This is a genomic window from Shewanella salipaludis (assembly GCF_012911865.1).
Classification (GTDB): Bacteria; Pseudomonadota; Gammaproteobacteria; order Enterobacterales; family Shewanellaceae; genus Shewanella; species Shewanella salipaludis.
The window spans coordinates 230,716-254,612 of sequence record NZ_JAAXYH010000003.1; the positions used below are offsets into that span (position 1 = coordinate 230,716).

Annotated in this window: 26 protein-coding genes; 15 read left to right on the forward strand and 11 right to left on the reverse strand. The window is 55.8% G+C overall.

Features of this window, described 5'->3' with window-relative positions; all coding sequences use genetic code 11:
- Positions 1-2 precede the first annotated feature (2 nt).
- The 4 genes from HC757_RS06715 to HC757_RS06730 are packed head-to-tail and all read left to right on the forward strand — an operon-like array spanning position 3 to position 3,301.
- Positions 3-875: a MipA/OmpV family protein gene (locus HC757_RS06715; RefSeq protein ID WP_169563537.1), complete on the forward strand. Its 873-nt coding sequence runs from the start codon at positions 3-5 to the stop codon at positions 873-875.
- A gap of 5 nt (positions 876-880) precedes the next feature.
- Complete coding sequence (locus tag HC757_RS06720) at positions 881-1,300, forward strand: DUF3019 domain-containing protein (RefSeq protein WP_342343049.1); 420 nt, start codon at positions 881-883, stop codon at positions 1,298-1,300.
- On the forward strand, positions 1,300-2,013 hold the full coding sequence (locus tag HC757_RS06725) for a response regulator (protein ID WP_169563538.1): 714 nt from the start codon (positions 1,300-1,302) through the stop codon (positions 2,011-2,013). Before HC757_RS06720 ends, HC757_RS06725 begins: the two co-directional genes overlap by 1 nt.
- A gap of 19 nt (positions 2,014-2,032) precedes the next feature.
- The gene (locus tag HC757_RS06730) at positions 2,033-3,301 is read left to right on the forward strand and encodes an ATP-binding protein (RefSeq protein ID WP_169563539.1); all 1,269 of its coding nucleotides are present in this window, start codon (positions 2,033-2,035) and stop codon (positions 3,299-3,301) included.
- A gap of 9 nt (positions 3,302-3,310) precedes the next feature.
- On the opposite strand, the gene HC757_RS06735 is transcribed toward HC757_RS06730, so the two are convergent.
- On the reverse strand, positions 3,311-3,616 hold the full coding sequence (locus HC757_RS06735; RefSeq protein ID WP_169563540.1) for a DUF1289 domain-containing protein: 306 nt from the start codon (positions 3,614-3,616) through the stop codon (positions 3,311-3,313).
- 131 nt (positions 3,617-3,747) lie between these two features.
- Here HC757_RS06735 and HC757_RS06740 point away from each other — a divergent pair, with 131 nt between their 5' ends.
- Positions 3,748-4,299 carry a DUF4136 domain-containing protein gene (locus HC757_RS06740; RefSeq protein ID WP_169563541.1) on the forward strand — a complete coding sequence of 184 codons (552 nt, stop codon included), beginning with the start codon at positions 3,748-3,750 and terminating at the stop codon, positions 4,297-4,299.
- 119 nt (positions 4,300-4,418) lie between these two features.
- Positions 4,419-5,600, forward strand: coding sequence for a formate-dependent phosphoribosylglycinamide formyltransferase (gene purT / locus HC757_RS06745; RefSeq protein ID WP_169563652.1), 1,182 nt, complete (start codon positions 4,419-4,421; stop codon positions 5,598-5,600).
- A gap of 33 nt (positions 5,601-5,633) precedes the next feature.
- Here purT and HC757_RS06750 read toward each other — a convergent pair whose 3' ends face one another.
- The 4 genes from HC757_RS06750 to HC757_RS06765 all read right to left on the reverse strand — a co-directional run bounded on the left by HC757_RS06750 (position 5,634) and on the right by HC757_RS06765 (position 9,254).
- Positions 5,634-6,605, reverse strand: coding sequence for a D-2-hydroxyacid dehydrogenase (locus tag HC757_RS06750; RefSeq protein WP_169563653.1), 972 nt, complete (start codon positions 6,603-6,605; stop codon positions 5,634-5,636).
- A gap of 91 nt (positions 6,606-6,696) precedes the next feature.
- Positions 6,697-7,470 carry a co-chaperone DjlA gene (djlA, locus tag HC757_RS06755; RefSeq protein ID WP_169563542.1) on the reverse strand — a complete coding sequence of 258 codons (774 nt, stop codon included), beginning with the start codon at positions 7,468-7,470 and terminating at the stop codon, positions 6,697-6,699.
- A 108-nt stretch (positions 7,471-7,578) separates the two neighbouring features.
- Complete coding sequence (murU, locus tag HC757_RS06760; protein ID WP_169563543.1) at positions 7,579-8,253, reverse strand: N-acetylmuramate alpha-1-phosphate uridylyltransferase MurU; 675 nt, start codon at positions 8,251-8,253, stop codon at positions 7,579-7,581.
- Positions 8,250-9,254, reverse strand: coding sequence for an aminoglycoside phosphotransferase family protein (locus HC757_RS06765; protein ID WP_244623255.1), 1,005 nt, complete (start codon positions 9,252-9,254; stop codon positions 8,250-8,252). The genes murU and HC757_RS06765 overlap by 4 nt, the downstream gene beginning before the upstream one ends.
- Positions 9,255-9,411: 157 nt before the next feature.
- Between HC757_RS06765 and lptD the strand changes: the two genes are divergently transcribed.
- From lptD to HC757_RS06800, 7 genes are all read left to right on the forward strand, one after another.
- The gene (gene lptD, locus HC757_RS06770) at positions 9,412-11,706 is read left to right on the forward strand and encodes an LPS assembly protein LptD (RefSeq protein WP_169563654.1); all 2,295 of its coding nucleotides are present in this window, start codon (positions 9,412-9,414) and stop codon (positions 11,704-11,706) included.
- A 124-nt stretch (positions 11,707-11,830) separates the two neighbouring features.
- Positions 11,831-13,135: a peptidylprolyl isomerase SurA gene (gene surA / locus HC757_RS06775; protein WP_169563545.1), complete on the forward strand. Its 1,305-nt coding sequence runs from the start codon at positions 11,831-11,833 to the stop codon at positions 13,133-13,135.
- Between the two features lie 6 nt (positions 13,136-13,141).
- Positions 13,142-14,128 (forward strand): 4-hydroxythreonine-4-phosphate dehydrogenase PdxA, encoded by a 987-nt coding sequence (gene pdxA, locus HC757_RS06780; RefSeq protein ID WP_169563546.1) that lies wholly within the window; start codon positions 13,142-13,144, stop codon positions 14,126-14,128.
- A 15-nt stretch (positions 14,129-14,143) separates the two neighbouring features.
- Positions 14,144-14,953, forward strand: a complete 810-nt coding sequence (gene rsmA / locus HC757_RS06785; RefSeq protein WP_169563547.1) for a 16S rRNA (adenine(1518)-N(6)/adenine(1519)-N(6))-dimethyltransferase RsmA — start codon at positions 14,144-14,146, stop codon at positions 14,951-14,953.
- Between the two features lie 20 nt (positions 14,954-14,973).
- The gene (gene apaG, locus HC757_RS06790) at positions 14,974-15,354 is read left to right on the forward strand and encodes a Co2+/Mg2+ efflux protein ApaG (protein WP_169563548.1); all 381 of its coding nucleotides are present in this window, start codon (positions 14,974-14,976) and stop codon (positions 15,352-15,354) included.
- A 19-nt stretch (positions 15,355-15,373) separates the two neighbouring features.
- On the forward strand, positions 15,374-16,198 hold the full coding sequence (locus HC757_RS06795; protein WP_169563549.1) for a symmetrical bis(5'-nucleosyl)-tetraphosphatase: 825 nt from the start codon (positions 15,374-15,376) through the stop codon (positions 16,196-16,198).
- Between the two features lie 102 nt (positions 16,199-16,300).
- Positions 16,301-18,322 (forward strand): methyl-accepting chemotaxis protein, encoded by a 2,022-nt coding sequence (locus HC757_RS06800; RefSeq protein WP_169563550.1) that lies wholly within the window; start codon positions 16,301-16,303, stop codon positions 18,320-18,322.
- 150 nt (positions 18,323-18,472) lie between these two features.
- On the opposite strand, the gene HC757_RS06805 is transcribed toward HC757_RS06800, so the two are convergent.
- Positions 18,473-18,880 (reverse strand): DUF3718 domain-containing protein, encoded by a 408-nt coding sequence (locus HC757_RS06805; RefSeq protein WP_169563551.1) that lies wholly within the window; start codon positions 18,878-18,880, stop codon positions 18,473-18,475.
- Between the two features lie 93 nt (positions 18,881-18,973).
- Positions 18,974-19,456 carry a type 3 dihydrofolate reductase gene (gene folA / locus HC757_RS06810; protein WP_169563552.1) on the reverse strand — a complete coding sequence of 161 codons (483 nt, stop codon included), beginning with the start codon at positions 19,454-19,456 and terminating at the stop codon, positions 18,974-18,976.
- Here folA and HC757_RS06815 point away from each other — a divergent pair.
- A complete protein-coding gene (locus HC757_RS06815; protein ID WP_169563353.1) occupies positions 19,385-19,720 on the forward strand; it encodes a hypothetical protein in 336 nt (111 codons plus the stop codon). The genes folA and HC757_RS06815 overlap by 72 nt on opposite strands.
- A 26-nt stretch (positions 19,721-19,746) precedes the next feature.
- Here the strand turns inward: HC757_RS06815 and cgtA are convergent, their stop codons facing one another.
- From cgtA to rplU, 3 genes are all read right to left on the reverse strand, one after another.
- Positions 19,747-20,913: an Obg family GTPase CgtA gene (gene cgtA, locus HC757_RS06820; RefSeq protein WP_169563553.1), complete on the reverse strand. Its 1,167-nt coding sequence runs from the start codon at positions 20,911-20,913 to the stop codon at positions 19,747-19,749.
- 203 nt (positions 20,914-21,116) lie between these two features.
- Positions 21,117-21,371, reverse strand: a complete 255-nt coding sequence (rpmA, locus tag HC757_RS06825) for a 50S ribosomal protein L27 (RefSeq protein WP_007650346.1) — start codon at positions 21,369-21,371, stop codon at positions 21,117-21,119.
- Positions 21,372-21,385: 14 nt separating this feature from the next.
- A complete protein-coding gene (rplU, locus tag HC757_RS06830) occupies positions 21,386-21,697 on the reverse strand; it encodes a 50S ribosomal protein L21 (RefSeq protein WP_169563554.1) in 312 nt (103 codons plus the stop codon).
- A gap of 276 nt (positions 21,698-21,973) precedes the next feature.
- Between rplU and ispB the strand changes: the two genes are divergently transcribed.
- A complete protein-coding gene (ispB, locus tag HC757_RS06835) occupies positions 21,974-22,945 on the forward strand; it encodes an octaprenyl diphosphate synthase (RefSeq protein ID WP_169563555.1) in 972 nt (323 codons plus the stop codon).
- Positions 22,946-23,072: 127 nt separating this feature from the next.
- Here ispB and ung read toward each other — a convergent pair whose 3' ends face one another.
- Complete coding sequence (gene ung / locus HC757_RS06840) at positions 23,073-23,741, reverse strand: uracil-DNA glycosylase (protein ID WP_169563556.1); 669 nt, start codon at positions 23,739-23,741, stop codon at positions 23,073-23,075.
- Positions 23,742-23,897 lie beyond the last annotated feature (156 nt).

The window sequence follows — 23,897 nt, forward strand, 5'->3', positions numbered from 1 at the left end:
CCATGTCCAGAAATTGCCTCAGCATTAGCCTAGGTCTGCTGCTCTTTAGCCTGTCGGGGCTCGCACTGGCCGACTCTGGCTGCAACCAAGACGAGGAGTGCATCCCCGTCGGCCAATGGGAATTGGGCCTGGCGCTCGGCTGGGGCAAGAAAACCAATCCCTTGGCGGATTATGAGGATATTCCCCTCTATCTGTTGCCTTCGGTAGCCTACTATGGCGACAACTGGTTCTTCGACAATGGCAACCTGGGCTACACCCTGGCCGAAGATGAGCACTTCAGCGTCAATCTGACGACCAGCTATAGCCTGGACAGGGCCTACTTCTACCGCTGGGATCCCAGCAATATTTTCATCGCCAATGGCAACAATCAGGCCGCCGCGATAGCGACCCAGGAAAGCTTAAGGGACCAGGGGCCTCAGCCCGCCATCGGGGCCCTGGAGGCCAGGCATTTCACCCTGCTCGGCGGCGCCGAAGCCTTCTTCTATACCCCCATGGGGACATTCAGGCTCGCCCTGGGCCATGACCTATTCGATGTGCATCGGGGGACCGAGGCCCAAATCAAATGGGCCTATAAACTGGCGCTGCAGCGTTGGCGATTCGATCTGGCACTGCTGCTGGAATGGAAGAGCCGGGAAATAGTCGACTACTACTATGGCATCAGACCCGGTGAAAGCCGCTACTGGAACCAAGAATACCGGGCCGAGGCGGCATGGAACCGGGGAGCCGAGTTCAGCGGCCGCTATGTGCTGAACGAGCATTGGGAATTATTGCTTGCCACCCGCTACACCAAGATTGCCGCTGAAATAGTTGCCAGTCCCTTGTTGAATAAAGACTATAGCAGCAGCTACTTCATCGGCGCGGCCTATAGGTTCTGATTTTGGTGACTCGCGGCATTCAATACATTCACTTTGGCATACTCTGTTGGCTGCTCGCCATGGCGCTGCATGGCGAAGCCTTGGCGGCTGATAAACCCCGGCTTGCCCGCCTCAAGCTGACCCCGGAGCAATGCATCACCCAGACCAAGGCACAGAGCTGTGACATGCAAATCACCCTCCAGTGGCAATTGGTACACGAGGAACTCATCTGCATCATCTCGGACTATGGCGCCAGGCAACACTGGTGCAACGACTCGCCCGAGGTCGACAGGCTCACACTGCAGATTGAGACGCACAAAGACATACATTTTGTCATGATAAGCCAGGCAACCCATAAGACCCTGGCCAAGGCACAGCTGACCGTCAGCTCAGTCGCGGCGCCGCAGGTACGCAGGCGCTATCGCAACCCATGGAGTGTATTTTGATGACCCCCACCCAAGCCCCCCATAGAGTATTATTGGTCGAAGACGATACCCGCCTGGCCAATCTGATCCTGGACTACCTTAAACTCAACGGCATGCACGTAGAGATAGAACGTCGCGGCGATACCGTGTTGAGCCGGCTGATCACCTATCAACCCGATATCATACTGCTGGACATAATGTTGCCCGGCATGGACGGTCTCAGCCTATGCGAAAAACTGCCCGAATATTTTGCCGGCCCCATATTGCTGATGAGCGCCCTGGGCTCGAGCGAAGATCAAATCCGGGGACTCGAGCTGGGGGCCGATGACTATGTCGTCAAACCCGTGGATCCCGCCCTGCTGGTGGCGCGCATCAACAATCTGCTGCGACGCCAGCAACAGCAGCAACCTGCTTCATCCCACTGCCTGAGCTTCGGCAAGCTCAGCATAGATCCCCACACCCAGGCGATACACCTGGGCAGCAGCGACATAGATCTGACCAGTCACGAATTTGAACTCCTGTGGTTGCTGGCCTCGCAGGCGGGCCAGGTGCTCAGCCGACAATACATATATCACTACCTGCTCAACATTGATTTCGATGGCAAAGACAGGAAAATCGATGTGCGCATCTCCCGTCTGCGGAAGAAACTGGGGGATAGCCTGGACACCCCATTCCGCATTAAAACCGTCTGGGGCCAGGGCTACTTGTTTGCCCCCGGGGCCTGGAATAATTGAGCCAGAGGCAAGTGCCCGAATGAAACGTCTCTTCATCAGTCTCTATCTGCTGTTAAGCCTGAGCTTGCTCGGCATAGGCTGGACCCTGGACAGCCTGTGGCAACAGCATGTCGATGACAACGGCGTCTTAGATGCGCCGCTGCTGGCGCTGGCACAAGTGCTGGCGCAGCTGCCTGTCGCCGAACGCCAAACCTATCTGCAGGCAATCGACACCCGCGGGGCCATGCCGCTGCAACTGCTCGCCCCCGAGCAGCTGGCCCTGCCGCAGCAACGCCGCCTGACTCGGGGCGAGCTGTTCACCACCACAACCCCTGAGGGACGTCAGCTGCAGTTTGTCGGGCTGGGCACCCAGGTGCTGGTGGCAGGACCTATCGACATGGATCCCAGGGCCGAGTCACGCGGCCTGTTTACCCTGCTGTTTTATCTGGCGCTCGCCCTGGTCATCCTGCTCTGGGTCGCGCCGCTGTCGCGGGACTTGCGCATCTTGCGGCGGGCGACCGAGGCCTTCGGCGCAGCCAAGTGGGATACCCGCATCGCCTTGTCCAGCCGCTCCCAGGTGCGGCCGCTGGGCAACACCTTCAATGACATGGCCCGGCGCATCGGCACCCTGATCGACAACCAGCAGCACTTGTCCAATGCCGTGTCCCATGAGATCCGTACCCCACTGGCCCGGCTCAAGTTTGCCCTCGCCCTCTTGGCGCAACACAGCCCATCCGCCGGGCATGCGGATAAACGCCGGCAGTTGCTCGAAGGCATGGGCCAAGATGTCGCTGAAATGGAAAGCCTGCTGCAGGAGCTGCTGACCTACGCCAGCCTGGAGACCCAACCCCAGACGCCTGGGAGCGAGCCCATAGAGCTGCTCGTCCTGGTGCGCCAAACCGTCGCCAGAGTCCAGGATCTCGGCATCCAGGCCATTTTATTGCATGCCCGCCAAGAGCAGATCCGGCTGCAGTGTGAGCCGGCGCTGCTCGAACGAGCCTTGCAGAACTTGCTTACCAATGCCCAGCGCTTCGCCAGGACGGCTATCCGGGTCGAAGTGGGTCTATCCCAGGGCATGATAACGCTGGCGGTGAGTAACGATGGCCCCACCATCCCGGAGGAAGAACGGCAACGTCTGTTCGAACCTTTCTATCGCGGCAAAGTGGCGGACGGTGAGCATAAGGGGCATGGGCTAGGGCTGGCGATAGTCAAACGCATCATGGCGCGGCACAGGGGGCGGGTGACACTGGATAGCGAGAGCGGCGAAACCCGCTTCAGCCTCATCTGGCCACAAAGCCCGGAACACTAAGCCCGAACCTCAATCCAGGCTGAAATCACCGAAGTCGAGATCGGCTTCCGGGGCCGGGTCGAAATTCAATTCAGGATTGGCCTCGGCCCTTTGCTGTTGCAATTGCGCCTGCTGCGCCTTGAGCAGCGCCAGCTGACGCCGGCGTTTGCGCTGCTTGCACAGGCGGATCACATCGTATTTCTGCGCATCGGAAAAAGTCTGCCAATTAAACCTCTCATCCCGGCTGCGCATGCAGCCGAGGCAATAGCCTCTGTCATCGGACTGGCAGACGCCGATGCAGGGGCTGGGAATGGCGAAGAAGGCTAATTGTTCCATGGGTTAAAGCTATAAGAAAATGCGCTATTTTTCTACAGCCCAGGCTAAATAATGGGCATTTTTGCTAAAATTGCACACACTCAAGCAAAGTGCATAAACCCATAAGCCCAGAGAATAACAAGGAGCCCAACATGCCCTTTCGCCGCTTAGCCCTTCACCGGCTGATGTTAGCCTGTTTGTCCCTGTGTCTGCTCTATGGCTGCAGCAGCCAGCCCAAGCAAGACTATGCCCTGAATTATGACTTCACCCGCCTGCACAGTTACGCCCTGTTGCCGAATATTGCCACGGACGATCCCCTGAGCAGCCAGCGCATCCAAGCCGACATAACCACAGAGCTGAGGCGTAAAGGCTTTGCCGAGCTGGCTCAAGGGGCCGATTTCCTGGTCGGCTTCAGCGTCCGGACCCAAGACAAGCCCGCAGATTCCGGCCTGTCCCTCGGCCTGGGCACAGGCAGCTGGGGGCGCTCCGGCGGCGTAAGCGTCGGCACCAGTGTCGGGATCCCCCTCGGCAGCGAGACCGCCAAGCGTCAGACAATACAGATAGATATCCTGGACTCAGCCAACCGCCGGCTCGTCTGGCGCGGCAGTGACAGCTTCGATTTCGATACCGGCGCCGCAGACAAGGCCATGGCATCGGCCAAGGCAGTCGCCCGGATCCTGGCCCGCTTCCCACCACGGCAATAGCAAACAATCCGGGCCAAACGCCCGTTTAGTGATATAAGATGAGGTAAACTAAGGCAAAAATAATCGGCCAACGGCCAGTATATAAAGGTACCCGAATGAAAGGCTTTCAATTGACAGAGATGCAGCCGCTGGGCACACCCCATTGCCAGGGAGCTGTCCGTGCCATGTTGCTCGGCTGTGGCGAGCTGGGCAAAGAAGTCGCCATAGAATTACAACGCCTGGGGGTGGAAGTCATAGGGGTCGACAGATACCCCAACGCCCCGGCGATGCAGCTTGCCCACAGATTTCATGTTATCGACATGCTGGATGGGGCGGCGCTCAGGGCCGTTATCGCCCTGGAGCAACCTCAACTTGTGATCCCGGAAATCGAGGCCATAGCCACCCAGACCCTGGTCGAGCTGGAAGCCGATGGCCTGCATGTCGTGCCTACCGCCAGGGCGGCGCAGCTGACCATGGACAGGGAAGGCATCCGCAGGTTGGCGGCACAGGACTTGGGCCTGCCCACCTCGGATTATCGCTTCTGCGACACCCGGGCCGAATTTGAGCAGGCCGTATCCCAGATAGGCCTGCCCTGTGTCGTCAAGCCGCTGATGAGTTCATCGGGCAAAGGCCAGAGCCTGATCCGCCGGCCAGACACTGTGGCCTCTGCCTGGGACCATGCCCAGCAGGGTGGCCGCGCCGGCGAAGGCCGAGTGATAGTCGAAGCCTTCATTCCCTTCGACTATGAGATCACCCTGCTGACGGTGAGCGCCATAGATGGGATTCACTTCTGTGCCCCCATAGGCCACAGGCAAGAGGATGGCGACTATCGCGAGTCCTGGCAGCCACAGGCCATGTCCGAGATGGCGCTCACCCGCGCCCGGGAGATAGCCCATAAGGTGGTCACTGCGCTCGGCGGCTATGGTCTGTTTGGGGTGGAGCTGTTCATCAGAGGCGATGAGGTGTACTTCTCCGAGGTCTCGCCCAGGCCACACGACACTGGCATGGTGACCCTCATCAGCCAGGATCTGTCTGAGTTTGCCCTGCATGTGCGCGCCATCCTGGGCCTGCCGATCCACGGCATACGCCAACTGGGTGCCTGCGCCTCGGCGGTGATCCTGGCCGAAGGCCACTCGGACAACCTGAGTTACACCGGCCTGCCGCAGGCGCTGGCGCAGCCGGACACTCAGTTGCGCCTGTTCGGCAAACCCGTTATCGCCGGCCGCCGCCGTCTTGGGGTCGCCCTGGCACGGGCCGAAGACACGGACGGCGCCATCGCCAAGGCATTGGCGGCCGCCGCCGAGGTAAAGGTAAGCTTCTGATACGGCGCCCAGGGCCTGAGGGCGAGGGTGCCCTCAGTTCACCCTGTTGATCGCTTTGCCGGCCAGGAAGGCCTGAATGTTGGCCACGGCGATATCCAACAAGTTTTGCCTGGCCTCGCGCGTCGCCCAGGCGATATGGGGACTGATGCTGATGTTGGCCGCGCTCAGCAGCGGGTTGTCCGCGGCCGGCGGCTCGGTCGACAGCACATCGACACCGGCGCGCAGCCGACCGGCATTGAGGGCGGCGGCCAGTGCCGCTTCGTCTATCAGGCCGCCCCTGGCCGTGTTGATCAGCAAGGCACCCGGCTGCATCAGCGCCAGTGTGGCGGCGTTGATCAGCTTGTCGGTTTCCCGGGTCAAGGGGCAATGCAGGGATAAGATATCCGCCTGGGCCAGCAGGCTTTCGAATGGGGCCCAGGCGATGCCCTCGGGCAACGCCTGGCGGTTGCCGCTGGACTCTCCCCCAAGACTGCGGCTATGCACCAGGACGCGCATCCCAAAGGCCAAGGCGATGCTCGCCACCCGTTGGCCTATGGCGCCATAACCTATCAGTCCCAGGGTCTTGCCTTTCAGCGATTGCAAGGGCGCCAGGGTGAAGCAGAAGTCTGCCGCCCGGCTCCAGGCGCCGGCCTTCACCGCACTGTCATGCAATGCCAGGCTTTGGCTGTGGTGCAGTATATGGGCAAACACCATCTGCGCCACCGCATCCGGACCATAGCCCGGCACATTGGTCACACATATGCCCTGCTCGCTGGCGGCAGCCATATCCACCACATTGGTGCCGGTGGCCAACACCCCGATATAGCTGAGCTCGGGAAGCCGGGCCAAGGTTTCCCGGCCCAGGGGAGTCTTGTTGGTGAGCAAGACCTGCGCCCCCCTGGCTCGCGCCGGGATAGACTCGACCCGGGTCCTGTCGTGGCTTATGACCTCCCCCAGGGACTGCAGCGCCCGGTCATCCAAGTCCCCGGGATTCAAGGTAAAGCCGTCGAGTATCACTATCTTCATCTTGGCCACACTCATATTGCCCGCCTTCATCAGTTAGCTTCAACAGTTAGCTTCAACAATCTCAGCCGGCTTAGCCGAGTCTGCAGCAACCTCAGCGCATGCCGCGCTCGGTTTTGACCCTGTCGTAGGCCGCCTGGATATCCTGAGCCTTGGCCTTGGCCAAGGCCATCATCTCGGCCGGCAAGCCCTTGGCAATTAACTTATCCGGGTGATGCTCATTCATCAACTTGCGGTAGGCCCGCTTGACCTCTTGATCCGTTGCCGATGACGCCAAGCCGAGCAAGTGATAAGCATCTGTGATGGAGGTTCTGTTAGTGCCCGGGGCTTGGTGGAAACGATACTCGGCCTGCCAGCGCTTCAACATGGCATCCAGCTGTGCCCGGCCGAGCCCCAGCTCCTGGGCTATGACCAGCAAGATGCCGTGCTCCTTGGCATCCAGCTCGCCATCGGATAAGGCCGTCTGGATCTGGATCTCGATAAACATCTGGATAAGTTCCGGTCGCCCCAGGGTGAGGCGGCGCAGGGCACTCAGGCTGGCGTGAATATCGAAATCGGCCTCCTTGCCTTGCCTGAACGCCTGCTGCGCATCGCGTCTGGCATCGCCGCTCAGCTGCATCTGGTCCATCAGCAGCGTCGCGATGCGGATATCCGTCTGGGTCACCTGGCCCGATGCCTTGGCCACATGGCCCATGACGGCAAAGGTGGTATTGAAGAACAGCGCCTGGCGACTGCCGCCATGCAGGCCCGCCGCCAACGGCTGACGCCTGTCGTACATATGTCCCAGCCAGAGACCGAGAATCGCACCGAAGATGCGGCCAAACATGAAGCCTATGATGAATCCGAAAACCTTGCCCCAAACGCGCATGCCTATTCCTATATTGCCTGTTTTGAGTATGAGTACTGGGTATGAGTACCGGGTATGAGTACCGAAAATGGGCACAGGGTATCAGTAGTGAGTCCCCATTTCCTGCCCCTATGGCCTGGCGCCGGACCGGCTCAAATGCGCCTCGAGTGCCCGCAGGCGCTCGACCGTGCCCACATCGCACCAGAAGCCGGAAAAATGCGCCCCGCTCACCCTGTCCAGCGCCATCTGTTGCCGCAGCAAGGGCGCCAGGGCGACCGCGCCTTGGGGGATACCGGCAAATAACGCCGGATGATACAACCCCATGCCCGAAAACGTCAGCCTGACATCGCCCCTATCCTCGACCCTGGTGTCACACAGGGCAAAGTCCCCCAGGGGATTTTGCTCTGGATTGTCCACCAACCAGAGGTGGGCCAGCTTGCCTTCGGCCAGGGCTGGCATATCAGGCAGGCTGTCGATGAAGACATCGCCGTTAATCACCAGGAAAGGCGCCTCGCCGAGCAAGGGCAAGGCCTGCTTGATGCCGCCGGCCGTCTCCAGCGGCGTTGGCTCGGCGCTGTAATGCAGCTGCACTCCCCAACGGCTGCCATCTCCCAGGCTGGCGGGCAATGTATGTCCGAGCCAGGCGTGGTTGATGACTATCTCCTTAACCCCGATCGCGGCTAAGCGTTCGATATGATAAACAATCAGGGGTTTACCAGCCACTGGGATCAACGGCTTGGGCAAGGTATCCGTCAGGGGTCTGAGGCGCTCACCCCGGCCTGCGGCCAAGATCATGGCCTTCATCCTCTGGCCTCCAGCGCCGGAATGACGCGGGCGGCGACCCAATGAGCGAGTGGCTGCAACTCGGGATAGCGGCCGGCAACATCGACTATGTAACTCAGGGTCAGTGGAATATCCGCCATATAGGCCGGCTTATTGTCCCTGTGGTTGAGCCTGGCGAAGATGCCGGCGGCCTTGAGATGACGCTGCACCCCCATGAGATCGAACCAACGGCGATACCTGCCTATATCCGTGTTGTTATCCAGCAGGCCTTCCGCCATACAGAGACGATAGTGGTACTCCATGAGTTCATCGACCAGAGCGTCCGGCCAACGCACATAGCAGTCCCTGAGCAAGGACACGGCATCATAGGTCACGGGGCCCAGGACGGCATCCTGGAAGTCGATCACACTCAAGCCCTCCTGCTGCAGCATCAGGTTGCGACTATGAAAGTCCCTATGCATGCCGACTGTCGGTTGTTCGAGGGCGCTGGCTACCAGGCACTTGAAGGCGGCATCGAGCAGCCTCTCAGTGTCACCGTCCAGTGGCAGCCCCAGGTGCGTGCCCAGCAACCAATGGGTAAAGATCTGCAGCTCGCGCTCGACAAAGGCCGCATCATACTCGGGTAGGGGGCCGGCTGCCGTAGCAGTGACCCCGGCTATCCGAGGCAAGAGTGTCAGCGCCTGGCGATAATAATCACCGACATTGCCCTGGTTAAGCACGGCTAACAGCTGCACATCGCCCAAATCGGACAACAACATGAAACCCATCTCCTCCGAGGCCGCAATCGTCTGCGGCACCCTCAACCCGGCATCGGCATAGGCCTCGGCCAATTGCATAAAAGCTGCGATAGGCACCTGCGCCGGCGGGGAATCGACGGCGATAAAACTGCGTTGCTCGCCATGAACTCTGAAATAACGTCTGAAACTGGCATCGCCCGAGATCAACACTGGAGTGACGTGGGTATCTAAATACTGGCTAAGCCAGTGAGTTAGGGAAATAAATCTCGGATCGGATAAGGTCATCTCATGGCTCTTCAGGAAAAATTGCTTTATTATAGCCGGCATAAAATTTGGAAACAGCTAAGAAATTATCACATTGACTCAGCTGAGTTAGTTATTCCTAGCTAACTTTCCCGACCCTATACTTGTCAAGACTAAGAAATCATAATCATTGACCAAGATGCAGACTCGTTACCTTCTGGCCCTGAGCCTATTACCCGGATTCGCTTTGGCAGAAGCCTCCTCCGCTGACATCCAAAGCCAATCCCAATGCATCATTGCACTGCCGGCCAGCCGTGTGGTTGCTCCGCCGCCACAAGGCACCCCTGCGGAACAGATACGGATCATCTCCGACAGCACCCGAGCCCAGATGGGCAAACAGGCTGTGTTCAGCGGCGATGTCAGTTTTACCCAAGGAGAGCGCAGCATAGCCGCCGATAGGGCCAGCCTGGATCAACGCACCGAGCGGCTCAAGGCCAACGGCAACCTGATGTTCCAGGACAGTCTGTTTACCGTGACGGCCGATTCCCTCGAGGCGCGGATGCGCACTAACACGGCCACGCTGAAGGGGGCTCAGTACTGGCTCCATGGACAACAGGTCCATGGCGATGCCGAGCAGCTGGAGATCACCCAGAAGAACAACCTGATCCTGACCAATACCAACTTCACCACCTGTCCACCGGATAATGTCTCCTGGTTGCTGGAAGCCGAGAAGATCAAGATAGACAGTGAGGAAGAATGGGGCGAGATCTGGAATGCCAAGCTCAGAATAGCCGATGTGCCTGTGTTCTATATCCCCTATATGACTATCCCTGTGTCAGACAAGCGTAAATCCGGCTTCCTGTTTCCAGGCTTCAGTACCAGCACCACCAATGGGGTCGAATTCGCTCTACCCTACTATTGGAATATCGCCCCTGAATACGATTTGACCTTTACCCCTAACTATATGTCATCCAGGGGCCTATATCTCAAGACCGAGTTCAGGTATCTGGCGGGCGACGCGCAGGCAGGTCAAATCAATCTGGAATATTTGCCGGACGACAAGCTATTGGACACCAGTCCCAACAGGTATCTGTATCACTGGCAGCACAAGGGGGCACTGGATGAGAACTGGCGGGTACAGGCCAACTTTACCGATGTCTCGGACAACAATTACTTCAATGATTTAAAGTCGGACGTGAACCGGGCGACAGACAACCAACTATCGCGTATCGGGGAGCTGAGTTACTTCGAACGTAACTGGGATCTTGGCATCAGGGTACAGGACATCAAGGTGTTGGGCGAAGACGAAAAACCCTATCAGGTGCTGCCACAGGTCAACTTCAACTACAGAGCGCCTGACTTTTGGAAGTTTGTCGATTTTGACTTCAATACCGAAGTCGCCAATTTCGAACACAGCAGATCGGACCATGCCACGGCCACCCGCTTTCATCTGGCCCCCAGCCTGACCCTGCCACTCCATGGTCCCGCCGGCTCATTAACCAGTGAACTCAAGCTGCTACAGACCTATTACTGGCAACAAAACACCCAGGCCGACTCTGGGCTTGAAGAAACCGTCAGCCGCACCCTGCCGCAGGTACGAATCCACGGTCAGATCAACTTCGAACGCCCGGCACAGATGTTCGGCCAAGACTATCGCCAGACCCTCGAGCCCCAGTTCCAGTATTTATACGTAGGCTATCAGGATCAGTCCAACATAGGGCTGTACGACACGGCCCAACTGCAGGAGGATTATTTCGGCCTCTTCCGTGACCGTCGCTTCTCCGGACTCGACAGGATAGCCGACGCCAATCAGGTGACTCTGGGGCTGTCCACCCGGTTGTTCGACGAGCATAATCTGGAAGACATGAAACTCAGTCTGGGCCAAATATTCTATTTGCAAGACAGCAGGGTCAATATGTCTGACACGGCCAATGCCCAGGCGCCCTCACGCTCAGTGCTGGCCGCCGAGCTCGACACCCGCATCTACCAAGACTGGTTCTTCAGTGGTGCCATCCAATACGATACCCAACAGCAACTGACCAAGAAGAGCGAAGTCACCCTGGACTTCAGGCCTGGTGCCAACAAACTGCTCCAGTTCAGCTATCGTTACGTCCCGGATCTGCTCAACAGCAGCACCAACGCCCAGGTGAATGTCTCCCAGGCGGGTCTGCGCGGTGCCTGGCCCATAAATGATTCACTCTATTTTGTCGGCAACTGGTACTATGACATGGACCAGGCCCGCAGTGTCGAAGTCTACTCAGGCTTTCAATATGAGGCTTGCTGCTGGGCGGTGCGCCTGAGTTACCACTATAGGATCAAGACCAATTTTGATGACGACTTTGCGCCAATCCAAGACAATCGCGCCGAGTTCGAAACCGGGGTCTTCTTAAACTTTGTCATCAAGGGACTGGGCGGCTCAGGCCCTCTTGGGGTCTCAGACATGCTCAACGATGGTCTATTTAACTACCGTAAACCGCTTTATCTGAGGAATTAGCAAAGATTTATGCTAGATTGCTGAACCTAGACGGCGGTGGAGAGTCCAATGGATTCAACCCCTGACAACTCGCTATCGAATAAGCTGTCGAAACAGACATTAGAACGTGCCAAGGATTTTGTGGATGAAGCCCAGTAAAAAACTGATTTTTGCGTTATTAGCCCTGGTGGTTAGCCAAGCATCATTGGCAGCCCCGGAGCAACTTGACCGTGTTGCCCTGCAGATCAATGAAGGCATAGTGTTGGAAAGTGAAATCACCAACCTGATTGCCACCGTCAAGGCCAATGCCCAGGCGGCGGGGCAATCCCTGCCATCGGATACCGCGCTGCGCACTCAGGTGATCGACCGCCTGATCATGACCCGACTGCAACTGCAAATGGCGGATCGCATAGGTCTGCATATAGGTGATCTGCAGCTGGATCAGACCATAGCCAACATAGCCAAAGAGCAGAAGATGACTGTCGCTCAGATGCAACAGAAGATCGAAGCCGAAGGCCAGAGCTTCAGCCAGTACCGTGAACAGCTGCGGGAAGAAGTCACCCTGGGTGAGATCCAGCGTATCCAGGTGCAACGCCGAATTCAGGTGTCACCTCAGGAGATTGCCAGCCTGGTCAAGCTCATAGAAGAACAGGGGCTGAAGGACGTTGAATTTCAGGTAGGCCACATACTGATAGACGTGCCAAGCAATCCCAGCGGCGAGCAATTGGACGCCGCCAGCAAACGCGCCAACATAGTACTCAAGCGTCTCAAAGAGGGTGAAGACTTCCGTCGTACCGCCATCGCCTCTTCCTCCGGCCCCAAGGCGCTCGAAGGCGGCATCTGGGACTACATGAACATCAACGAGATGCCGACCCTGTTTGCCGAAGTGATCCGTGGCAGCAAGAAAGGCGACATCATAGGCCCAATCAAGAGTGGCTCAGGTTTCCACATCATCAAGATCATGGATGCCAGGGGCCTGGAAACCAAGGAGTTGGATGAAGTCAGGGCGCGTCATATCCTGCTGAAGCCATCCCCCATATTGTCCGAAGATAGAGCCAAGGCCATGCTGGAGCAATTTGCGAAACAGCTGCGTGCCGATGACAGCAAATTCGCCGAGTTGGCCCATCAGTACTCGGAAGATCCCGGTTCGAGTGCCAAGGGCGGTGAACTGGGTTGGGCCGATCCCAACATCTATGTTCCCGAGTTTACCCAGGAGCTGAAAGGTTTGCAGCTGGGTGAGATAAGTGAGCCCTTCCGCACTACCCATGGCTGGCATATAGTGCAGCTCGAAGAGCGCCGCAAGACGGATGCCACGGCTCAATTCAACAGCAACAGGGCACATCAACTGATCTTCCGCCGCAAGTTCAACGAAGAACTGCAGAGCTGGCTGGACGAGATGCGCTCAGAAGCCTACATTGAAATTTTTGAGCCGATAAGCAAGCGAGGTTAACCTTAATTGACGACTAAACGTATCGCCATTACCCCGGGTGAACCCGCAGGTATTGGTCCCGATTTAGTGATCCAACTAGCTCAGCAGGCCTGGCCTGCTGAGCTCGTCGTTTGCGCCGCCCCTGAGCTGTTGCAAGACAGGGCCAAAATGCTCGGACTGCCGCTCACGCTACAGCCCTACCAACCTGGCAGCACGCCCAAGCCACAGCAGGCCGGCACCCTCACCCTGCTGCCATTTTCCCTGGCGGCACAAGTACAATGCGGTGTATTGGATGAACAGAACAGCGCCTATGTGATAGATACCCTGCGCTGCGCCGGCGAAAAGAACATGAGCGGCGAGTTCGATGCCGTGGTCACAGGCCCAGTGCATAAGGGAATCATCAATCAGGCCGGTATCTCCTTCAGCGGCCACACGGAATTTTTTGCCCAGCAGGCCAATTGCCAGGACGTGGTGATGATGCTGTCCACCCCTGGATTACAGGTGGCGCTGGTCACGACCCATATTCCACTGGCCTATGTCGCCAAGGCCATTACCAGAGACAGACTGCAGCATATCATCAAGATCTTGCATCGGGATCTGGTGGACAAATTCGCCATAGCCTCACCGAAAATTTATGTCTGTGGCCTCAACCCCCATGCGGGCGAAGACGGTCACCTGGGGCGCGAAGAGCTGGATGTGATCATCCCCGCCCTGAATGAACTCAGGGATGAATTGAATATGGACATAGTCGGGCCCTTGCCCGCCGATACCCTGTTCCAGCCCAAATACCTGGATGACGCCGACGTGGTGCTGGCCATGTACCATGATCAGGGCCTGCCTGTGCTAAAATCTCAGGGTTTTGGCAAGTCAGTCAACATCACCTTAGGGTTACCTTATATCCGTACCTCGGTCGATCACGGTACCGCTTTGGATCTCGCGGGCACAGGCAAGGCCGATATCGGCAGTTTCGTCTGTGCACTGAATAAAGCCATTGAGTTATCCTCAAAACACTAAACGATTACATTATTAATGAGCAGCAAAGTACATTTGGGCCATACGGCCAGAAAGCGTTTCGGACAGAATTTCTTAACCGACAGCAATGTGATAAATCGCATCGTCGGCGCCATAGCGCCGGACAATGAGCATGTCATGGTCGAGATCGGCCCGGGCCTTGGGGCATTGACCGAGCCGGTTGCCGCAGCCGTGGACAAGCTGACCGTGGTAGAACTCGATCGGGATCTGGTCGAACGCCTGCACCAGCATCCGGTATTGAAGCATAAGCTGGAAGTTCACCAGGGCGACGCCCTGCAATTCGACTTCATGCAACTGGTGCAGCCTGGCAAGAAGATGAAAGTGTTTGGCAATCTGCCCTATAACATCTCTACCCCCTTGATGTTTCATCTGTTCGAATTTGCCGAACAAATTGAAACCATGCACTTCATGTTACAAAAAGAAGTCGTGCTGCGCCTGTCCGCGAGTCCGGGTTGCAAAGCCTACGGCCGCTTGACCGTGATGGCCCAGTACTTCTGTCAGATAGTGCCAGTACTGGAAGTGCCGCCGACCAGCTTTACCCCGGCGCCCAAGGTCGATTCGGCCGTGGTCCGCCTGCTCCCCTATGAGACCAAGCCCTGGCCCTGCAAAGACGTCAACGTCTTGCGTCACCTATGCACCACAGCATTCAATATGCGACGTAAGACTTTAAGAAATAACCTGAAACTGCTATTGTCCGATGAAGACTTTGCCCAGCTGGGGATAGATGCCAGCCTGAGACCAGAGCAAATCAGCGTGCCGCAGTATGTGGCCATGGCCAATCTGGTGATCGACAAGAAAGCCGGCTAACCCGGGTTATAGGAACCGCCATGACGACATTGGAAGACTCGATCAGAGTAGAAGTGACCACTGAGTATATAGAACAGCAATCGTCGCCGGACGAAGACAAGTATCTATTCAGTTACACCATCACCATAATCAATCTCGGGGATAGCGCCGCTAAGCTCGAGACCCGTCATTGGCTCATCACGGATGCCAACGGTCATATCAGCGAGGTGCAGGGCGCAGGTGTCGTGGGCGAGACGCCCACCATAGCTCCCAATACCGCCTACCAATATACCAGTGGCACTGTGCTCGAGACCCCCGTGGGTATCATGCAGGGCAGCTACGGCATGGTGAGCGAAAAGGGCGAGAGCTTCAAAGCCATCATCCCCCCATTCAGGCTGGCCGTACCCGGCCTGCTGCATTGATGCTCGGGTAAGAGGCGCTGTGGCACATTATTTTGTCGGCGACATTCAGGGCTGCTTCAAGGAACTCCAACGCCTGCTGGATAAGGTCGACTTCAGCCCTTCCCGCGATGAACTTTGGTCCGTCGGTGACTTGGTGGCCCGAGGCCCGGACTCGCTGGCGACACTGAGATTTTTTGCAGCATTAGGCGATGCCGCCAAGGTGGTGCTCGGCAATCACGATCTGCATCTGCTGGCGGTGCATGGCAAGCTCAAACGTCCCAAGGCCAGTGACAAACTGCAAGCCTTGCTCGAAGCCGCCGATCTCCCCGCACTCATCCACTGGTTACGGCATCAACCCTTGTTCAGGGAATTGGCTTCACACAAGGTCATAATGACCCATGCCGGGGTTCCCCCCCAATGGTCCTTGCCGACACTGCGTGAAGAAACGGCCAGGGTCGGTAGATTGTTGGCAGCTGATAATTATCTGAGTGACGTCATAGAACATATGTACTCTGATACCCCGGCACTCTGGGATCCACAGCTGACGGGCATGGCGCGGCTGCGCTATTGCATCAATGCCATGACGCGCATGCGCTATCTCTACCCCGACGGCAGCTTAAATTTCGATTGTAAGCAGCCGCCCCAGAGTTGTGATATTCCGGAACTGCACCCCTGGTATCAGGAAATGACGCCGCTGCGCCGGTCGCATACCCTGGTGTTTGGCCATTGGGCAGCCCTCATGGGACGGGTAGAGGATCCTCAACTCAAGGCACTGGATACAGGTTGCTGCTGGGGCGAACACCTGACGCTATGGCATTTGGAGGCGGACCAAAAAATTACCCAAAAGAAGTTAAAAAGGGGTTAAACTAACCCGCATTGTGGCCGATAACCTGCCTAGCATCTAGACAGTAATACCAGACAATTTAGCCTGTTATCGTTCGGGATAATTATAATAGCCGGAGTACCTATGAAAATTAATGTTGCCACCCGAGTCATTGGCGGATTTAGTGTAGTAACACTGCTACTGATCTTATTAGGTGGAGCGTCGCTATTCAACAATAGCAAGCTCAAGAGCAGCACCCTCATGCTGCAGGAGCTCAGCCTGCCGGCTCTGGAGTCTACCGGTCATTTATCTGAAACCATCAGCGAGCAGCAACGCCAGATCCTCATGGCTTATCACACGAGCCGGTCATCGAAAATTCCCGCGATTCAAAAAGCCTTCGCCGAACATAGCAAGCAGTTCCAGGCAGAATTCAACACCCTGTCGACTCTGGTGCAGGATCAAAATAACTTCACCACAGTCTTATCCCAGCTCAAGAGCAGCTACGGCAGTTTCGAACGTGACAGCCAAACCATGATCAACGAGCGCGAAACCGCTCTCAGCCAACAAGAGGCATTGATCAAACAAAGATCGACACTGGAAAATGCCGCCGATGAGGCATCCTCCATGCTGTTGGACATCATAGACCTGGAAACCAGTCCCGACGAAGTGAAGCGAGGCCTTGCCGCCTCGGCGACTTCGGTCGACACCAACCTCAGCAGCATAATCACGACTATTTTCGATCTGGTCGCCACCGATGAGCAGAGCAAATACGACATCATCATCAAAGAGCTGGATTACATCATAGGCGAAGCCAAGACTAAACTGGCCTATATTAACCGCCATGGCCAAGGCCTGATTGACGCCGACACCCTGACCTCGATCAACAAGGAAAGCGCCAAGGTCTTCAAGTTGCTCGAAGGCAACGATTCCATGGTCAGCCAAAAAGCCAGCCAGTTGAATCATGAAAAACTCGCCGCCGCTAAGCTGGCCGCCATAGAAAACGACGCCAAAGATGTGAACAGCAAGATGGATAATCTGGCCAAAAGTATCGAAGGTGTCACCAGCGAGAACAGTAACGCGGCAATCAACAACATAGACTCTGCCAGCATCCAGACTATGGTGGTGGTTGCTATCGCCATCCTGGTCGCCATCATGGTCAGCATAGCCGTAGTACGCCCCCTGACCCGGTCACTGGGCCAGGTCAACAATGCGCTCAACATCCTCGCCTCCGGCGACTTGACCCACAAACTGGACGACAGCGGTCACGATGAATTTGCCGAGCTTGCCAAGAACTGTAATCGCTTGGTGGACAGCTTGCGCGGCCTGATAGTTGGCATACTGGATCGCTCCAACCAACTGGCGGCAGCGGCGGAACAAACTTCGGCCATCACGGCACAAACAACCGTTGGCATTCAGGAGCAGAAGAGCCAGGTCGATCAGGTTGCCACCGCAACCACAGAATTGAGTTCCAGTGCCCAACAAGTGTCCATGAGTGCAGATCAGGCCTTGGAGCAAATAAAGCAGGCAGATCAGGAAACCCAGCACATGCGGGCTCTGGCAGAAGAGAATAAACGCACTATCCTGGCCTTGGCAGACGAAGTCGCCAAGGCTGGACAAGTGATCAATAAGGTTCACTCGGACAGTGCCTCTATCGGCTCCATCCTGGATGTGATCCGCGGCATCGCCGAGCAGACTAACCTGTTGGCACTCAATGCCGCCATCGAAGCCGCCCGTGCCGGTGAGCAAGGCAGAGGCTTTGCCGTGGTTGCCGATGAAGTTCGCAGCCTAGCCTCGAGAACTCAGGATTCAACCCGCGAAATCCAGCAGATGATCGAGATGCTGCAGCAGGGGGCACAGCAGGCCGTATCCGTGATGGATCTGGGCCGCAGCCAGGCCAATACCTGTGTCGAGAAAACCGAACAGGCGAACCTGGCACTGGAAACCATCAGCCAATCCGTGCATAAGGCCTATGACTCCGGTACGCATATCGCCCATGCCGCCCAGGAGCAAAATATCGTTAGCCAACAGGTTTCCGAGAAACTTGAGCACATAGCCGCCATCTCGGAAGAAACCTCCATAGGTGCGGATCAAACGGCGCAGTCCAGCCATCAGGTGGCGCAACTGGCCGAAGAGCTGCAAGCCTCGGTCGGTGAGTTCAGGGTTTGATATGACCAGTTTGATATGACATAGAGGAGGAGCCTTGCTCCCCCTCTATGTATTGCAGATATCAAAGAATTGCAGATATAAAAATGCCGGACCTGGGTCCGGCATTTTTATATCTGTTACTTTTATATCAGTTACTAGGGGACGCGATGCTTACTCTTCGTCGTCGCCACCACCGCCGCCCAAACGCTCATTGATGGCAGCGGTAATAGGGCTGGCGCCATGGCCGTTGGCATTGGCCCAGGCTTGGATCGTCATGCCATCGGCTTCGGCACCGCTCAGCTCGGTCGCGGTCAAACGTTTGGCGATAAACTCACCTACCTCATTTGAGCCGGCGGTCAATGAGGTCCGCAACAGACTCACACCATCACAGCTGACACCCGAATATATATTGCGTAACTTTACCCGGCTCTCTTTCAGTTTCTTACGTAAACGGTTTTTATCGTTCGACTTCACATAGTCACATATGTTGGCAACCAGCTGATCCTGATCGGCCACCGCAGGGGTAGGCACAGAGGACGCAGCAATCAGCGCAACCATAGCCACAGGCAAAAGACGCATCTGATACTCCTTTCTATTTTTATTTTACTTATCAAGCAACCAAAGAACTTTTCAGGCCAGGCTGCAATTTAGGGTAAAAACTACGCGCCTAATTTAACATTTTTTTACTAAAGTGATAAAGCGATATTGCAAACCGTCGGCATTCTTCCCCATTTCACTGTCGACTAATGCCCACGCATCTGGGTCCCAGGCGGGAAAATGCGTGTCCCCATCGACCTCGAGCTCTATCTCGGTCAGGTACAGAACCTCGGCCTGATCCAGTATGGCGGCATAGAGTTGACCGCCGCCTATCACCACCAATTCTTCACACGGTCCGGCTGCGGTTTTGGCTTCCTCGAACGAAGCTACCCGGGTAACCCCCTCAGGGGCATAATCGGCCTGGCGGCTGATCACTATGTTATGCCGTCCGGGAAGGGGTCTGCCGATGGATTCAAAGGTCTTTCTCCCCATGACCACGGGTTTGCCCAGGGTCAGCTGTTTGAAGTGTCTGAGGTCCTCAGGGAGATGCCATGGCATCTGATTCTCTTTCCCTATGACTCGATTCTTTGCCATGGCGGCAATCATAGCGATACGCATGCGATGTCCTTGTATTCTTATTGGAGTGAAGCTGAACGCCTAAGTGGCTGCTACTTTAGCATCTCGGACAGTATCTTCGAAACCTTTGAGCGCGTGCGCAAGCCAAGTGACGACAATCAGAATCGCGGCTCTATGTCTTTAGCTGGAGAAAATGGGGGAAACAAGCAAACCTTTCCTGGGAAGCAGGCAGGAGAAATGGGGCTGGTCATAAAAACAATAAGGCAAGGCTATACGCCTTGCCTTATCGATTCGCTGCTGACCTGAAGAACTAAGCCAACGGGTATCCGCTCTTATCTTTGGTAGATAACTTCGACATCATAGTCATCATCATCGAAATCGTCATCGAAATCATCGTCATAATCTTCGTTGACCGAATCAGTGTTGGCCTGATGATAATTATCCCACTTGAATTCGACTTCGGCGTCAGGATCTTGGATGACATCTTCGGCCGGCAGACTCTGGATATAGTCCAACAGCTTAAGGCTCAACGCCTGAGTGCCTTCACGGTTATAGGCAGACATGGTATACACATCCCCGGTCCACTCTAGCTCGCTGACGATGCGCGCCATTTTTTCCTGCAGTTCTTCCTCGAGCAACAGATCTGTCTTGTTGAACACCAACCAGCGAGGCTTGGTCGCAAGCTTGGGAGAGTATTTCTCCAGCTCGCCAACTATTGCCCGTGCCGCTTCGACGGGATCACTACCATCGATAGGCTCTATGTCTATGATATGCAGCAGGATACGACAACGCTCAAGGTGCTTGAGGAAGCGGATCCCCAAGCCGGCACCGTCGGCAGCCCCTTCGATAAGGCCGGGAATGTCGGCGATCACGAAGCTCTGCCCCGGACGCGGATTCACCACCCCCAGGTTAGGTACCAGGGTCGTGAACGGATAATCTGCGACTTTGGGTGTGGCGCGGGAGACGGCACGAATGAAGGTCGACTTACCGGCATTGGGCATGCCCAACAGGCCAACATCGGCCAACAACAACAGCTCGAGTTTCAGACTGCGGACTTCACCCGGAGTACCCAAGGTTTTCTGACGCGGCGCCCTGTTGGTACTGCTCTTGAAGCGGGTATTACCCAACCCATGGAAACCGCCCTTGGCAACCAACAGCTTCTGTCCATGGGTAGTTAAATCCCCCAGCACTTCCTCGGTTTCGTGATCCACGGCACGGGTACCGACAGGCACTTTCAGCACCAGATCTTTACCGCTATGGCCGGTACAATCGCGACCGCGGCCATTCTCACCACGTTCTGCCATATGGAAGCGTTCGAAGCGAAAATCGATCAGTGTGTTGTAGTTTTCATCGGCCTGCAGAAACACGCTGCCGCCATCACCACCGTCACCACCGTCAGGCCCGCCATCGGGTACATATTTTTCGCGTCTGAAACTCACGCAACCGCTTCCGCCGTCGCCCGCTTCAACCCTAATTACTGCCTCATCGACAAACTTCATACTTACTCCTGGCACCACCGAATGGAGGAATTATACCGCCTAACTTCGCAGGTCGCCAAAAAACTCTACATACCTTGTTCTAATCCGATATTAAGCAACCACTTACCTATCTTTGACAGCCAGGGTTGCAACATGAGATCAGAACACAAAAACAGAAAGCCCCACCAAAGGCGGGGCTTTAACAGTACTGCTGAGTTCGAAAATTAAGCTTCGATGCTAATAAACTTACGGTTATTAGGACCTTTAACTTCAAACTTAACTTTACCGTCGGTCAGGGCAAACAGAGTATGGTCACGACCAATACCTACGTTTACACCGGCGTGGAACTTAGTACCACGTTGACGAACGATGATGTTACCAGCTAGAACTGATTCGCCGCCAAAGCGCTTAACACCAAGACGTTTACTTTCTGAATCGCGGCCGTTACGAGTAGAACCGCCAGCTTTTTTATGTGCCATGAGTCAGACTCCTATTATGCGTTGATAGCAGTAATTTTAACTTCAGTGAACCACTGACGGTGGCCCATCTTCTTGTCGTGATGCTTACGACGACGGAACTTAACGATAGTGACTTTATCGCCGCGACCGTGGCTTACAACTTCAGCAACGACTTTACCGCCGGCAACTAAAGGAGCACCAACGTGCACAGTTTCACCGTCAGCGATCAACAGAACTTGATCGAACTCAACAGTAGAACCTGTAGCAACTTCTAATTTTTCTAAACGAACTGTGTGGCCTTCGGCTACACGGTGTTGTTTACCACCACTTTGAAAAACAGCGTACATAGCTATTTTACTCCGATATTCCTAACACGCGGGCTCACTCTTGGGCGAGGCAGGGTGCTACAAAAATTTTATTGACAATGGGCGCGGAGTTTACGTGAAGAATCCACTTCTGGCAAGCCCTAATCGACAAAGAATAAAAAAAGCGCGGAATAGTGACGACAAAGCTGCCACAACTACTGTCTTATACGGATAATTTAGGTAAAATCCGGGGTATTATAACACATGAGCCTAAATAAGGGCCGGCTAACTCAACAGCCCTGATAACCAGAGACTATTATGGACTTAAATGCCATTCGTCAGCTGGCTGACACTGACATGCAAGCGGTCAATCAGCTGATTTACACACAACTCGAATCTGATGTTGCCCTGATCAATCAACTGGGATTTTACATCATCAATGGTGGTGGTAAGCGTCTTCGTCCTCTTCTGTCTGTGCTCGCGGCACGTGCGGTGAACTATGAGGGCGATGCCCATCTCAAGCTCGCCGCCATCATAGAATTCATCCATACCGCCTCGCTGCTGCACGATGATGTGGTCGATGAGTCGACTCTCAGGCGCGGCAGGGAAACCGCCAACGCCTTGTTCGGCAACAGTGCCAGCGTACTGGTCGGTGACTTCCTCCATACCCGTTCATTTCAGATGATGACCGAACTCGACAGCATGAAAGTGCTCAAGGTATTGGCCGATACCACCAACTTATTGGCCGAGGGCGAAGTGTTGCAGTTGATGAATTGCAACGATCCCAATACCACAGAAGAAAATTATATGCGGGTCATCTACTGCAAAACGGCCAAGCTGTTCGAAGCGGCGACTCGCCTGGCGGCGGTACTGGCCGGCAGCGATGAAGCCCTGGAGCTGGCGCTGGGGGAATATGGCAAGTATTTAGGCACCGCCTTCCAGCTCACAGACGATCTGCTCGACTATACCGCCAATGTGGACGAATTGGGTAAGAACATAGGCGATGACTTGGCCGAAGGTAAGCCGACACTGCCACTCATCTATGCCATGATGCATGGCTCCGAGGCAGAGAAGGAACTTATCAAGCAAGCGATAGAAAGGGGTGATGGCAGCCATGCCGTTGCCGAAATCGTCGCCGCACTGCATAAATCCGGAGCCCTGGAATACACCCAGAGAAAGGCAATAGAAGAGTCCAACAAGGCGATAGCCGCCCTCGATATCCTGCCCGAGAGTGATTACAAGTTGGCACTGATTTCCTTGGCCAAGCTCGCGGTAGAACGCACCCACTAGGCCCTCCGAGGCTCAATCTCAATACCCGAAGCCGTCGCCTGAGTGCAACGGCTTTTTTATGCCCTGTGCCCTCATGGCGCCAACCCTTGATCCCATCCCAGTACCTAGGATTGTGCCAAGGGCCGGATTAAAGCTGCCAGTCTATGGCTCTCGAGCCCCGGGATGCCAACAGCTGATTAGCCCTGGAAAAGTGTCGGCAACCGAAGAAACCACGATAGGCTGACAGGGGCGATGGGTGAGGACCGCTGAGCACAGTGTGCTGGCTGGCGATGATGACCTTGCCCTTCTTGATGGCATGGCTGCCCCAGAGGATGAAGATGATGGGCTGGGCTTGCTGGTTGAGCAATTCGAGTGCATGGGTAGTGAAGATTTCCCAGCCCGCCTTGGCATGGGAATGCGCCCTTCCCCGTTCGACAGTCAATACGGTATTGAGCAGCAGCACCCCTTGCCTGGCCCAGTGAGACAAGTCGCCATGGGATGGGATCTCGAAGCCGTCGATATCGCTCGCCAGCTCCTTGTAGATGTTGGCTAGGGATGGCGGCGGCTTGATCCCGGGTTTGACCGAGAAACACAGTCCATGGGCTTGCCCCGGGCCATGATAGGGATCCTGGCCCAGGATCACCACCCGCACCTCTGCCAGCGGCGTCATCTCGAATGCATTAAAGACCTCGACCTCGGGTGGGTAAATGTGTTTGCCTTGGCCGCGCTCGGCCGCAACATAGGCCATCAGCTCTTGAAAGTAGGTTTGTTGCTTCTCGGCATCGATAAAGGCCCGCCAACTGGCTACAGCTGCCATAGGTAAAACTCCCTGAAAAAATGCTGCCTAGCTTAAGAGTCTCCGGCCCAAGGCGCAAGTGCCCTATAACTCAAGTCACCATTCGGATAAAAAGCCAAAGACAGGCAACAGCTATAGACGAGTGGCACTAAACGGCTGAACCCCCTTCACTGGTAT